Source organism: Nonomuraea diastatica (assembly GCF_004349015.1).
Classification (GTDB): Bacteria; Actinomycetota; Actinomycetes; order Streptosporangiales; family Streptosporangiaceae; genus Nonomuraea; species Nonomuraea diastatica.
Genome location: NZ_SMKP01000239.1, coordinates 1 through 14,124 on the forward strand (window position 1 = coordinate 1; position 14,124 = coordinate 14,124).

General features: G+C 66.4%; 11 protein-coding genes. All 11 read left to right on the forward strand.

Annotated elements, in window-relative coordinates:
* On the forward strand, nt 1–5,212 hold a 5,212-nt coding region (locus E1294_RS46670), incomplete at its 5' end, for a LamG-like jellyroll fold domain-containing protein (protein ID WP_132518355.1).
* 86 nt (nt 5,213–5,298) lie between these two features.
* Nucleotides 5,299–5,895 carry a hypothetical protein gene (locus E1294_RS46675; protein ID WP_132518357.1) on the forward strand — a complete coding sequence of 199 codons (597 nt, stop codon included), beginning with the start codon at nt 5,299–5,301 and terminating at the stop codon, nt 5,893–5,895.
* 177 nt (nt 5,896–6,072) lie between these two features.
* Nucleotides 6,073–6,300: a NucA/NucB deoxyribonuclease domain-containing protein gene (locus E1294_RS58600; RefSeq protein ID WP_165977872.1), complete on the forward strand. Its 228-nt coding sequence runs from the start codon at nt 6,073–6,075 to the stop codon at nt 6,298–6,300.
* A 36-nt stretch (nt 6,301–6,336) separates the two neighbouring features.
* The gene (locus E1294_RS46685) at nt 6,337–6,993 is read left to right on the forward strand and encodes a hypothetical protein (RefSeq protein WP_132518359.1); all 657 of its coding nucleotides are present in this window, start codon (nt 6,337–6,339) and stop codon (nt 6,991–6,993) included.
* A 464-nt stretch (nt 6,994–7,457) separates the two neighbouring features.
* Nucleotides 7,458–8,237, forward strand: coding sequence for a sigma-70 RNA polymerase sigma factor region 4 domain-containing protein (locus E1294_RS46690; RefSeq protein ID WP_132518361.1), 780 nt, complete (start codon nt 7,458–7,460; stop codon nt 8,235–8,237).
* Between the two features lie 242 nt (nt 8,238–8,479).
* Nucleotides 8,480–8,809 carry a pilin gene (locus E1294_RS46695; RefSeq protein WP_246064429.1) on the forward strand — a complete coding sequence of 110 codons (330 nt, stop codon included), beginning with the start codon at nt 8,480–8,482 and terminating at the stop codon, nt 8,807–8,809.
* 1 nt (nt 8,810) lies between these two features.
* Nucleotides 8,811–10,415, forward strand: a complete 1,605-nt coding sequence (locus tag E1294_RS53700; protein WP_165977873.1) for a TrbL/VirB6 family protein — start codon at nt 8,811–8,813, stop codon at nt 10,413–10,415.
* Nucleotides 10,399–11,373 carry a PrgI family mobile element protein gene (locus E1294_RS46705; RefSeq protein WP_132518365.1) on the forward strand — a complete coding sequence of 325 codons (975 nt, stop codon included), beginning with the start codon at nt 10,399–10,401 and terminating at the stop codon, nt 11,371–11,373. Before E1294_RS53700 ends, E1294_RS46705 begins: the two co-directional genes overlap by 17 nt.
* The gene (locus E1294_RS56745) at nt 11,373–12,047 is read left to right on the forward strand and encodes a hypothetical protein (protein ID WP_246083768.1); all 675 of its coding nucleotides are present in this window, start codon (nt 11,373–11,375) and stop codon (nt 12,045–12,047) included. The genes E1294_RS46705 and E1294_RS56745 overlap by 1 nt, the downstream gene beginning before the upstream one ends.
* A 3-nt stretch (nt 12,048–12,050) precedes the next feature.
* Nucleotides 12,051–13,115, forward strand: coding sequence for a VirB4 family type IV secretion system protein (locus E1294_RS56750; RefSeq protein ID WP_246083769.1), 1,065 nt, complete (start codon nt 12,051–12,053; stop codon nt 13,113–13,115).
* Nucleotides 13,112–14,124 (forward strand): DUF8128 domain-containing protein (locus tag E1294_RS46715; protein ID WP_484213992.1); only part of this gene is annotated, 1,013 nt, incomplete at its 3' end. The genes E1294_RS56750 and E1294_RS46715, both read left to right, overlap by 4 nt.

Genomic DNA, 14,124 nt, shown 5'->3' on the forward strand with positions numbered 1-14,124 from the left:
GGGCCCCACGCCATCCCCCACCACCCTGCAGACCGCCCCCAGCACGCCGACGAGCGCCGCGCTCGCCCAGGCCAAGAAGGACAACAAGCGCGTCGAGATCGAGGCGCTGCGCTCAGAAACGGGTACCTACTTCGCCAACCCCGACGGCAAGACCATACGTGCCGAGCTGACCAGCAGCCCGATCCGGGTCAAAAAGGACGGCGCCTGGCAGCCGATCGACACCCGGCTGATCGAAAAAGACGGCGTCCTGCGGCCTAAATCCAGCCTGGGCGACCTCACCCTGTCAGCGGGCGGCAACATCGACGCCGTCACCTACACCGGCGCCCAGGGCAAGGCGGCCATCGCCGCACCCGACAGGCTGCCCGAACCGGTGGTCAAGAACAACATCGCCACCTACCCCGACGCCTACGGCCGCGGCACCGACCTGGTCGTGACCGTCACCCCGAGCGGCTTCCGCCACGACGTCGTCATCCGCCAGCGGCCAGCTGAGGACCTCCAACTGCGCGTGCCCATGCGCTTGCCCGACGGCCTCAAACTGGGCAAGGGCCCGGACAAGACCCCCGGCGTACCCAACGCCAAGGGCAAAGAGGTCGACGACCTGTCGGCCGCGCCCATGCTGGACGCCGCCGCCATGGCCAGCCCTGACCAAGGGCACGTCGGCCAGGCGAAGGCCACGGTGGACGGCGACAGCGTCGTCCTCATCGCCAAGGCCGACTTCCTGACCGATCCCGCCGTCACCTACCCGGTCACGGTCACCACCGCCTCGGAAATCTGGGAGGGCACCGGCATCGCCGGCGACACCCACGTCAGCAACGTACTGCCCAACGGCGACGACAACGCCCTGCTGGAGTCCCTGACCACCGGCCGCTCACACAGCGGGACCCGCACCCACCGCGCCTACATCCGCTTCAACATCCATGACACACCACTTATGGGCGCCACGATCACCAACGCCGACCTGCGCCTGCACAACTACAACTCCCACACCTGCAGTGACGACAACCCCGGCATCGTCGCCCACCGCATCACCGATCCCTGGACCGTCAACACGCTGACCTGGAACAACCAGCCATCCGTAACGGTCAACGGCCAGGTCGGCAACAGAGGCGCCTACAGCGCGACCATCCCCTGCCCCGAAGGGGAAGGCGAACTGTACTACTCCATCGAAGACATGGTGCGCGAATGGGTGGCCGGCGAGCCCGACGATGGCGTCCGGCTCACCTCCCCCACCGAAACCGTCGCCCAGAACTGGCGCTCCTACCGCTCCGACAAATACGGCGGCTACGACACCTACCCCTTCACCCCCCGCGGCCCCGTCCTCTTCATCGAGTACGAGCCTGCCCCTGTCGAAACCGTCGAGGTGGGAACATTTCAGTACGGTCACTGGGGCGCTACCCCAGCCGACCTGGCTGCGCAGCAGGCTCGGCAAACGGAGGTGGAGATACCACCCTTTACTAACCCCACCGACGAGGAGGCCCGGCAGGCCGCCTTGAACTCTCCGATACGCAGTCAGGTCGATGCGAACGAGCTTGAGCCGCCGCCGGGCTTGACTGAGGAAGAATTAGAGGAGTTCGGGGAATCCGAAGGAGAGGGCTACGAGGATGTCCCGGACGAATCTGATCCGGCACCCGACACCGTGGCTCCTCAAGTGTTGACGAATCCCGCTGACGGTGACACCAACGTTCCCACCGATACCGAGATCCGGGTGGCATTCGGGGAATCGGTAACGGGTCAAACCTTCGTGCTTAAGGACTCCGCCGCAACCGATGTGAGCTTCAGCGTTACGCCGATCGGTGACGACCCGGAGACGGAGGAAATCGAACCCAGTGATCAGGGTTGGATTCTTAAGCCCGAGCATTCTCTGAAGGGAGCCGAGCGCTACCGCATCGAAGTCCGAGCGGCCAGGGACGCTGCTGGCAACGTGATGACCGACTATGCCGCCACCTTCACTACGGCGGGTGGCGCTACGCCTGTGGCGGGGCTGGTGGCGGCCTACGGCATGAACGAGGGCTCGGGCACGAGCGTGGCCGACTCCTCCGGGCAGAACAACCCCGGCATGGGCGATAGCACTGCCTGGGCCAACGGCAAGTACGGCAAGGCTCTGTCGTTCAACGGCTCCTCCAGCATGGTCACGGTCGCGCACGCTGCGTCGTTACGCCTGACGACCGGGATGACGTTGTCGGCCTGGGTCAATCCGACCACGGTGACCGGCACCCCCTGGAAGAGCGTGGTGACCAAGGAACTGAACGCCGACGGGGCCTCCTACGCCCTTTACGCCGCCAACGGCGGTGCGGTTCCGTCCGGCTGGGTGCAAACCGATCCTGCGACCGACTCGACGGCCGATGGAACCTCACCCTTGCCGGTGAACAACTGGAGCCATCTGGCGCTCACTTACGACGGCGCCACCCTGCGGTTGTTCGTCAACGGCCAGCAGGTCGACCAGAGTACGCTGAACGGCAGCCTCTACGACGACGGGAGCCCGTTGCGTATCGGCGGCAACGTCGTCTGGCAGGAGTACTTCCGCGGCCTGATCGACGAGGTGCGCATCTACAACCGCGCCCAGACCGCTACTGAAATCCAGACCGACATGAACACCCCTATCGGCGAGGTGGCGCCGCCGGACACGCAGGCGCCGACCGCACCGGGCTCGCTAACTGGCACGGGCGGTCCCGGCAGCGCGCAGCTCACCTGGACGGCCTCGACGGACTACGTGGGCGTGACCGGCTACACGATTCACCGCTCTACGACGCCGGAATTCACCCCGTCCGCGGCGAACCAGATCGGCTCCTCGCCAACCACCACGTTCACCGACGCGGGCCTCGCCGCGGGGACGTACTACTACCAGGTCCGCGCCGCCGACGCCGCCGGCAACCTCAGCCCGTCCTCGAACGAGATCTCGGTCACCGTCACGGCCCGGCCGACAGTTCCGGGCCTGGTGGCCGCTTACGGCATGAACGAGGGCTCAGGCACGACCGTGGGTGACTCCTCCGGGCAGAACAACACCGGAGCGGCCACCGACACCACCTGGACGACGGGCGGCAAGCACGGCAAGGCCCTGTCCTTCAACGGCACTACCAGCTGGGTCACCGTCCCGCACGCCGAGTCACTACGCCTGACCAATGCATTGACGCTCTCGGCGTGGGTGCGACCTGCGACGGTGGACGGCATGGACACCGTGCTGATGAAGGAGAGCGCAGATGGCGGTCCCTACGCCCTGTACTCCTCCTTCGAAGGCTCGTACCCGCTGGGCTGGCTGCAAACTGCCGACGGTCCACGCGGGGTGGAAGGCGGCACCACGCTCACCTTGAATCAGTGGAGTCACCTAGCACTCACGTATGACGGCAGCATGGCAACCCTGTACGTCAACGGCACCCAGGTCGACCAGGCTCAGGTCAGCGGTGACCTCGTTGACGACGGCGGCGAGTTGCACATCGGCGGCAACAACTTCTGGGGTGACGAGTTCTACGACGGTCTGATCGACGAGGTACGCATCTACAACGTCGTCCAAACTGCGGCGCAAATCCAGGCTGACATGAACACCCCCGTCGGCGCCGCCGCAGCGGGTGTGACGGCCCGCCGACTGTCGACGAGTTCCGCCCCCGAGATCCAGAAGCTGGTCATCGGCGACAGCCGGACCGCGGACGGCGTCACAGTCACCTACAGCCTTACCCCGCACCTGACCACCTGGTTGACCATCGGGCGCAACGGCGAGGCCAAGGTGGAAGTGGAGATCGCCGGCAAGCCCACCAAATCGTTCAAAGCCGGAAAGGTGATCACGGACCGACGGCTGATCTGGTCCGGGCAGGCCACCGCCAAGCCCAACGATTCCCAGGTGACACTGCAGGTCCCCAAGGGACTGTTGCGGGACGGCGAGAAAGTGAGATGGAGGGCGAGGGCAGGCGATAAAGGTGCGTGGTCGCCTTGGGCTGGCCTAGTTGTAGATCTTGAGCAAGGCGCCACTGGCGACAAGACATCGAACGACCCTCGCGGCATTGCTCCCACGCCTGCCGCTGCTATCGCGGATGACGATTCGCGTGTACAGGAGTGCTGGAGGCACGAGCAGCAAGCCAGAACCGGCGCAACGGACGGTACCGACGGCTACTACATGAACCGCAACACCTGGTGCGCCATACAAGAGGTCGCCCGCGGCGATGCCCAGATAGGTTCCCGTCCCGGAGTTTTCGTCAACGGGATCACCGCCGACGCCACCATCATCGGAACTGCAGGCGGCAACGGCGAGGGCACTCCTACGAAAGACCGCTTCAGCCGTTACAGGATCTCCCTGAAGAACGTAACCGCGATCGGCGGTGTCTATAACAGGCAGGCGATGATCGGCTTCGGGGCCAGCACCTATGACACCGCTTGCAAGATAGCCGGCGATTCATACGTACAGGGACTATGGCAGCAATGGCGAGACGGAAAGGTTGTTGAGTTCACCGTAGTTTCCGATGAGGCGAACGGCAGGGGAATCGACAAGATCGAGCGCTGCTTCCCGAAGTTTTACGCCAAAATATGGCTCGACGGAATTTCCAGCACCCCTCCGAAGACTTACTGGTCCGACGCCAAGCCCGAAGCGCGGTGCGATTCCGCGTTTTACCTCACCAGGCACTACGGGAGCGGTTGCATCTTCGACAAGGTCGCAGCAGTCTACGAGACAACTGAGACCCGGCCAGGTCTCCCCTGGAGCGACATGGGCGACCCAGATAACGTGAACATGGCATATCGGAGCGTCGCATCTCATATCTGGACGGCCCAACACAAGAAAGATCTCACGCTCCCCAAGAGGATCGATAAAAGCATTCCGGGGCATTGGCTAAGTGCCAGTGGGCCACTCAGCCGAAACGTCAACGCAGACTGGAGGAAAAAGAATAATACGAAAAGCCGTAATATGTGCCGCCTCCTATTCAAGGACTACGATCGCAGAGATGCCGAACTCGGCAAGGGGGAGAAGCACAAGGTATATGAGTGCGATGAGTTTCCCTTCCAGTCCACCATGCAGGGAACATGGGTCAGCGTCGAGCGCGTGAACAGCCCGGATGCTTACGCCTACTCAATTAGACCCGTGTGGTGGAAGCGCAACACCGAAGACGGGATACGTCTTGGCGCCTTCTATGAAAGCCAGCGCATCCTAGGCGAAGACGGCACTCGACGGAAGATCACCTATGATCACTTCTGGGTAGAGGCGTACGTCCCCGGACAAAATCCGCACTAGCATCTAAGCGCCAGATAGAGGTCCCTCAGGAACCATAGGTACGCTTGGGTCCTGAGGGACTCTCCTGTCAGAGAAAGGCGATCGACGTGTTGGATGAGGCCGTCGCCCGTTACTCGGACATTCTGGATTATCTCGGCGAGGACATGGCATACACGGTCACGCTGCCCAACTCAGGCGAACTCACCATCGAAGAGGCTGTGCGTCGCATGGGGTTCGACCCCATAGAGATAGAGGGTCCTGGAACCGTACCGCACAGCGGCCACAGCATCCGCCTCTACCAGGTTGGCGTCGGCGTCGTCACACTGGACGGGGTCTACCCCACGCCGGAACGCAAGCAGGTAACCGATCAACTGGGCGGCGACGGTTTCCGGCACTGGTACGTGGCATTCGACATCAACGGCAACGCAAGCATGTACGCCGACTATGGGGGAGGACAAGGCAAGCTCGAGTATCCCGAGCCGATCAATCTTCCCTTCACCCCTTGGACAGAACTCCTCGGCCCCTTGCGCCCTTACGCTGAATTACTCGCACGCGCCTATGACAGCGAAGAAGCAGAGGCGACAGTGAACTTCGTCGCAGCATGCCTTGCTGTGACCGAACTGGAGAGCGGCATACGGCTGGAACCAGAGTTGCTGCATACCCCATACTCGGCTCTGCCCCTCCCATCTCCCAACTTCGACTAGGCCCGTCTCCCGGATCAAAGGGCATAAGTTCGCTTCGATCGAGTTTTACGATGGCCGCAATGTCAGCGTAGGGATGGCCGCTGCCGCAAGGTCAGGCGCTGCATCGCTATATGAAGGATCGACTCCCTCTGGGAGGACAACGTCACGCTGAAAGACCTTACGTGCGCCACTCCGACCGTGCAGGCCACCAAGACCGCGGCCAAGACGCATTATGACGAGTTCCCTTTCAACGCCACACTGGAAGGGACCGCGTCCCTCAAGTGGGATTACTCCGTTGTCTACGTGAACGAGACGGAGAACAGAGCGGCCGGTGGCCTCATGTCGCACTTCATGGCGTACTGCAGGATCCTGGACAATGACCCGTTCTGGGTCCGAATCAAGTCGGGCAGTCCACCCGCGCAATAGACGCTGGTAACGTCCTGTTCGCCTACGGACCCGGTGGTGGGCGAACAGGACGATCTGCAGCTGGGAAGGAAGCACATGTGGCCAGGGATTTCGGGCGGCGGGCGATTCGGCGAGAACTACCGCCTGTTCGCAGGGGAAGGTCTGGCCGAGTACTGCTGCCTCACCTGGGTCGAACTCGCCGATCCGGACGAGGTCGCGCGGCGGTTCGGCGCGACCCTGGACGACGTCCGTGAGTGCACCATTGCCGAGGCGAGAGGCGAGCTGCCGTCATACCCTGGCCACAACGCGCCGCACGTGATCGTATGCGGACGCGCGGGTGACCGCGTCGTCGTGATGGAGCCTCTGGGCTGGCATGGCAAGGTGAAGATCGAGCAGATTTCAGCCGATGGGGTCGAGGTCCTCAACCTGTTCGCCAACCTGAACACGCGGCTCAGCCTCCGGCGGGCGGTCGACGGTCGGGTCCTGACCGTGGTCGACAGCGGCGGCCTTCGATTCGCCGGAGGTGAGGATCCTCACGGTCTCGACGACCGCCTGGGGGACCTGCCGCTGTTCCCGCCGCATCCTTATGACGAACGGCAGGGGGCCTTCCTGGAACTCGCGTTCACGTTGGCGGAGCACCGGCTGGACGTCAACTGGTTCAACACCACCATTCACCGACGCTACTTCGTCCGGAATCAACCCTCCAGTTCGTAACGTCGGTCAGTCAATCGCCGCAATCGTGTGCCCCAGCCTGTCCGGCCCGAACGCGGTCCCCAGCCAGCCATCGACCTCATCCAAGTCCCCGCCTCCCGAAGGCGAACGACCTTGGGATGGGCGCGCTCGTTAAGGATGGCGTACTGGGCGGGCTGCACAGGTAGTACACCTGCCGGTTGGACGCAACCCCGTCTGGATCACGTCGCACCGCGCGCGGCTGCTTGGCGAGGGCTTTGCCAGCCTACGCAATGAGACGTACAGCAGCAGGTCAGGTACGGTCTGGCCAGCTTGGCAGGATCTTGAGCATGAGTTCGGGGCCTGCTCATTGCCCCTGGTCAAAGGCCCAATGGGAGCCTCCGCGGCGGTTGATGGTGTCCCCGCTGCCGCCCTTGGTACTCGCCGTTCTTCCCACCTGGTGGTCGAGACCTGGATCGACCGATCCGACGCGACCTACGGGGGACACCATGGCCATCGATCTACAAGACAGCACAGCATCGAAGACCTTCCACCGGAATGCTCTGAACGCAGCGGACAGGGCTTTTCAACTCCTGATCATCGGTCCGAACCCGCTCTCGATAGATGGCCGCTCCATCGGGCGTGGGGCGCCCCAGCGTCCGATCGATCTTGGTGAGGTCAAGGCGCTGGTGCTCTCGCCGAAGGCGGACGACGATCTGAAGGACACTGTCTGGGCGCATCTCGTGCGGCGCTCGCGGTGCGACGGCCCCGCCTGGGTGATCGGGTGCGTGGGGGTGGCTATGCCGGGACTGAAGAACCTGGCCACGCGGTGCACGCAGAGCTGCTCGGCACACGTGGCAGAGGACATCGTCTCGGAGATGGTGACGTATTTCGTCGCCCAGCTCCGCCGGATCGATCTCGACCGGCCGAACATGCTACCTCGGCTGCTGCTGTGGGCGAAGAAGGGCGCACTTCAAGTTCGGGCGCGGGAACTGGCCTCCATCGAGGTCTGCACCGACCTGCCGGAGCCCGTGGCCCTGGACAGCGAGCCGTTCATGGTGCTCGCCGAGGCCGTCCGGTGCCATGTCATCACCCCGGACGAAGCAAAGCTGATCAACGCAACGCGCTTGGAGGGGCAGGCGCTGCGGGCGTACGCGCAGCGCCTGGGCGTGCCGGCGGATCGGCTGTACAAGCACCGGCGGACGGCGGAGGTGCGGCTGGCGCGGGCGATCGAGGAGGGTCAAGTCTCGGTCACCGGTGACGGTCCGGCCTCCAATCTCGCCTGCTGAATCGGTGGTTCATCTACGTCAGCCGTGATCACGGCTCGGGACGGAGTACTGGGGGGCGGTTGCCCGTTCCCACCGAGTCCATCGTCCCTCGTCCTTCGAAGGAGGACACCCATCCCGGACCGTTCCGGGCCTGTGATCACGGCTGGCCGCCAGGTCAAAATCTCGTCCTTGGGGGCCATGTCATGAAGCCGTCTCGGCCTTGTCCGTTGTTCGTCATCCGGGTTCCGGCGAAGGTGAGCTGGGTGCGGCGTGGTGTCGCGTCGCTGGTGTGGACCGGCGGCTGCACCATCGCGGCCCTGACCGTGCCGGGGATCGCCGAGGCGATGACCGCGCTGGCCTCCGCCTCGCTCGACCAGGTCATCACCAACCTGCGCAACGTGGTGGTCGGGCTGCTCGTCGGGCTGGCCACGCTGTTCTTCACCATCGGCGGAGTCCGCTACATCCTGGCCGGCGGCGACCCCGGAGAAGTCGAGGCCGCCAAGAAGACGCTGCGGTACGGAGCGCTCGGCTACGGAGTGGCGGTGCTCGCGCCCGTCCTGGTGGAGATCCTGCAGCGGATCGTGGGGGCCTGACGTGGCCGGTACTCGCCGAAGGGCGGCCGGGCTGCTCGTCCTCCTGGTGGTCGGTGCCGTGCTCGCCCTGGCGCTGATCAGCGGACGCGCGCTCGCCGCCTCTCCGACAGCGACACCAACGCCCACCCCAACCGCGACGCCCTCGACCTCGGCCGTGGCGCCGGCACAGGACTGCGGGTTCATCAGCGTGGCCTGCGAGGCCCGCCAGGCGGTCAACGAGTGGTTCACGCACCTCGTGGAGACGGCCTCCAAGCCGGTGTTCGAGATGCTCGGGTCGACCGTGCTAGCGACGCCAGAGCTGGACTCCCCAGCGATGGCCCGAGCCAAGCAGCTGTGGGAGATCTCCCGGACCATCGCGAACACCTGCTTCGTGCTGCTGGTGACAGCCGCGGGAGTGATGCTCATGGTCGGGCAGGCGCTGCCGGGTGAGAGCTCGGCGCGCGAACTGCTACCCCGGCTGGTGTGGGCGTTCCTGGCCGCGAACCTGAGCCTGGTCGCGATCGGGTACGCGATCACTCTGGTGAACGGGCTGAGCCACGCGTTCCTGGCCGACGGTGCCGACCGGATTGATCCGGAGTCAGTGTTCAACGCCATCAAGACGACGATTCTGGCGGGGATCGCCACTCACGGCGTGTTCTTCGCACTCGTGGCACTGGTCGCGGTCATCCTGGCGGTCGGGGTCGTGTTCACCTACCTCGTACGGATCGCGCTCACCATGGTCGTGATCGCGGCAGCACCCCTCGCGTTGATCTTTCACGCGCTGCCGATGACGGACGGGCTGGCCCGATTGTGGTGGCGGTCGTTCATCGGGCTACTGACGATCCAGATATGCCAGTCGCTCGTGCTCGTCACGGCGCTGAAACTCATCTTCTCCGACAACCCGGCCGAGGACGCCGCCGCGTTCTGGGTGCCCACCACGGCAGATCTGGCTGACCTGCTCATGGCCGTGTGCCTGCTGTTCGTACTGTTCAAGATCCCAGGCTGGGTCGCAAGGACGATCTGGCAGGCCAACCGGCCCAGGACGCTCTCGCGCCTGGTGCAGTCCCTGATCATCTATCGCGGGCTGAACTTCCTGCTCGGAAAGCGCGCCGGTGCGTCACGCGCGGTACCGCGTTCCGGGCCTGCGAACCCGCCGACCGGCAACGGGCCCAATGGTCCGCCCAGCGGCGGTCCTCCCGGCGGCGGTCCGCCCTACGGTGGGGGTCCTGGCGGTGGTGGCCCTGGTGGGCGGAATCCGAGCTCGGGCGGGCCGAGCGGCGGGGTACAGCGACGCCCCCGTCCGTCCCGGCGGCCCACCACGGGCTGCGGCGGCAACGGAAACGCCCGTGTGGGACGTACGAATCGCCTGTCCCGTCATGACCACCCAACGCGCCCTGACACGCCGGACAGCCCCGTCAGAAAGCAGCCAGGCCCGGTAACCCATCCCCGCCCGCAACCGGGCCGTCGTGGCCGACCGCCCGTCCGCAACGACCAGCAGCCGAACGCCACACGCCTGCCACAGGCGTCCGCCGCACGCCGCGCGCAATGCGGTCAGTCGCAGGTCACGGTGCGGCTCGACGTGCCTCGTCCTCGCAGAAAGGCAGAACGCCGTGCGACACGCAAGTAACGAACGGCTGGTCGCCACGATCCCGGCCGACGTGGAGATGCCGGACAAGATCCTGGCGAAGCTGACCATCCGGCAAGTCGCGATCCTGGCGGGGACAGGGCTGCTGGCCACGTGGGTCTATCTCATGGCCGGCGACCGGCTGCCGATCCCGGTGCTCGCCGCGATCGTCGTACCGGTGATCGCCTGTGGGTGCGCGCTGGCACTCGGCAAACGCGACGGGCTCGGTCTCGACCGGCTCGCCCTTCATGCCCTCGCATGGCTGCGCCGGGATCGCAAGCTCGTCACGGCCGAGGAGGGAGTGCCCGAACCGCCGGCCTGGTGCCGAGTACGAGGACGGCTCCCCGGGCGCTTGCGGCTGCCGGTCCGGGCGATCCGTGAGGACGGCGTCATGGAGCTGGCCGAAGGCGGAACCGCGGCGGTCGTCCGAGCCGGGACCGTGGCGTTCGGACTGCGGACCGGCGAAGAGCAAGCGGCGCTGGTGGGGGTGTTCGCCGGTTGGCTGAACTCACTCGACGCACCCGTACAGATCCTCCTGCAAGCCCGCCCGGTCGACCTGTCCGACCTCGCCGACCGGATCAGCGGCACCGCCGAGCGCCTGAGCGATCCAGCACTCGAGCAGGCGGCACACCAGCACGCCGACTTCCTCACCGAACTCAGCGCGACCCGGGATCTGCTGACCCGCGACGTCCTCGTCGTGGTCCGTCATCAGGACAGCGAGCAGCCGCCAACGTGGAAGCGCGGGCCTCGGCGAGCCGCACACCGGAACAGCTCGGCGGCGATCGTGGCTCGTCGCGCAGAAGAAACCGTCCGCTCGCTGTTCGCACTCGGCATCCACGCCTCCGTCATGGGCGCCGACGACGCTCGCGAGCTGCTGGTGCGGTCGTTGTCACCGCGCCGCGCGGAACCGGTCGGAATCGCGCGCCCTGATGAGCCGATCTCTCGTGGACAAGACGCCTGATGATGTTCAACCGACTCTCCGACCACGCGGCGGAACTTGCCAAGACCGCCGCCGCCTTGCCCGGCCCTTCATCGTTGAAGATCAATGCTCGTTCGGTCGAGTTCCCCGACGGAGTCTGTGCGTCGTTCGCGATCGCCGGATACCCGCGCGAGGTGGGCGCGGGCTGGCTCGAACCGCTGACCAGCTATCCCGGACACCTCGACGTGTCCCTGCACATCGAGCCCGTGCCTCCGCTGGTCGCGGCTCAACGGCTCCGCCGCCAGCTCGCCCGCCTGGAGTCGGCCTCCGCGAGCGGCCGTACGCCGGACTTCGCGACCGAAGCGGCGGCTGACGACGCCGCGGAGCTGGCCGCCTCCCTCGCCCGAGGACACGGCCGTCTCTTCCGCGTCGGCCTCTATCTCACCGTCCACGCCGCGGACTCCGAAGAGCTTGAGGCTGAGGTCCAGCACGTCAAGGCGCTGGCAGCCTCCCTTCTGCTCGACGCGCACCCGGCGACGTTCCGCGCGATGCAGGGCTGGACGACCACGCTGCCGTTCGGTGCCGACGCGCTGAAGACGCGCCGGACCTTCGATACCTCGGCGCTCGCGGCGGCGTTCCCGTTCGCGTCACCGGATCTGCGGCCCCGGCTCGCTGAGACGCCGGTGTTGTACGGACTGAACGTCTACTCCTCCTGAGTCGTGCTGTGGGACCGGTTCGCGCACGACAACTACAACTCCGTGACGATCGCTCGGTCAGGGGCGGGCAAGTCGTACTTCACCAAGCTTGAGGTGCTACGGCTGCTGTTCCACCAGGTCGAGGTGTGCGTCGTCGACCCCGAGGACGAATACCGCTGCCTGTCAGGGGCCGTCGGGGGAACCATCCTCGGCCTCGGCGCGCCCGGCGTGTGCTTCAACCCCTTCGACCTGCCCGACGCCGGCGAAGGCGACGACGCGCTGGACCGGCGCGCGATGTTCCTCCAGACCCTCGTCGGGACCATGCTCGGCGAACCGCTCAATGCTGCGACGAAGGCCGTACTGGACAAGGCCGTGATCGCCACCTACGCGGCCCACGGCATCACCTCCGACCGACGTACGTGGAAACGTCCCGCGCCGCTGCTCGCCGACCTGGCGACGATGCTGGAGGCCACGGACGCGCCGGAGGCGTCCCAGCTGGCCGCGCGGCTCGCCCCGTACGTGTCCGGTTCGTATCGCAGTCTGTTCTCCGGCCCGACCACAACCCGCCCGGACGGCCACCTGATCGTGTTCTCCCTGCGGGACCTGCCCGAGGAGACCCGTCCGGTCGGCATGCTCCTGGCGCTCGACGCGATCTGGCGTCGCGTGTCCAACCCTGCCGACCGGCGCCGCCGCCTGGTCGTGGTCGACGAGGCGTGGACGCTCATGCGCGAGAACGAGGGCGCGAGGTTCCTCTACCGGCTCGCCAAGTCCGCCCGCAAGCACTGGACCGGCCTCGCCGTCGTCACCCAGGACGCCGCCGACCTTCTCGGCTCCGACCTCGGCAAGGCCGTCGTCGCGAACGCCGGCACGCAGATCCTTCTGCGTCAGGCCCCGCAGGCCATCGACGAGATCGCCGACGCCTTCAACCTCACCGAAGGTGAACGACTCTTCCTGCTCTCGGCCGGCCAGGGCGAAGGCCTGGTCTGTGGCGGCGCTGGGGACCGTGCGGCCTTCTCTGCCGTCGCCAGCGCCTCCGAGCATGCGCTCGCCACCACCGACCCGGCCGAGTGGGAGGCCGACCAGCGGTGATTTCACCCCTTCCCGACCCGGTGCTCGGTGGAGCCGTGCTCGGAAGCGTGGTCGCCTTCGCGGTCGCGGCCAGAGCCGTCCTGTGGCGGTGGCGCAACGCCCGCTTCGCGCGGAACGCTCGGCTGGTCGAGATCGCCGTCCCGCCGCAGGTCGAGCCCGGCAGCGCGGCTGCCTGGTGGTCCCAGGTCATGGGGCTGACCGCACCGCGCTGGAAGCGTGCTCTGTTCGGCCAGCCCCACCTGTCCTGGGAGTACGTGGCCGACTCCGCCAGCGTCCGGGTCCAGCTCTGGGTACCGGGCCTGGTCCCGCCCGGGCTGATCGAGAAGGCGATCCGGTCGGCCTGGCCCGGTGCGACCGTGACCACCCGTCCGGCCGAACCGCCCACACCGCGCGGAGTCAGGACGTCCCGGGGCCGGATGACCTTGGCCCGCCCGGACCACTACCCGCTCACGACGGCGCACAGCGGCGACCCGCTGCGTGCGCTCCTCGGAGCGCTGTCGGGGTTGCGCCCAGGCGAGCATGCCGCCGTCCAGCTGCTGGTCCGACCGGTGACCGGACGGCGGCTGTCAGCCGCTCACCGAGCTGCCTCAGCGTTGCGCAACGGCACGTCCGGCAGTCTCCGTTCCGAGCTGTTCGACCTGATCACACCCGGCGGCATGAGCCTTGCCAGGCCGGGCGAGCTGGCCAGGATGTTCCCCGAACGCGCCGAGGAGATCCGCGCCGTCCTCGCCAAGGCGGGCCAGTCACGCTTCGCCGTCCAGATCTCCTATGCCATCACCAGTGATCGCCCCGACGCCCGAGGCCGCCTTCGCGGGCGAGCTCATGAGATCGCCGCCACGTTCGCGCTGTTCGCCTCCGGCCATCAGTATCTGCGCCGTCTACGCGGCCTCGACCTGCCCGGCCGCATGTCCAGCCGCCGCATGAACACCGGCTATCTTCTGGCCGTCAACGAGCTCGCCGCGATCGCCCATCTGCCCTACGACCAGGCCGCCCCCGGCATCTCCCGCGC

Coding starts and splice junctions, on each gene's coding strand:
- E1294_RS46690 (WP_132518361.1), top strand. CDS start 7,458: ATGGCCATCGATCTACAAGACAGCACAGCATCGAAGACCTTCCACCGG.
- E1294_RS56745 (WP_246083768.1), top strand. CDS start 11,373: ATGATGTTCAACCGACTCTCCGACCACGCGGCGGAACTTGCCAAGACC.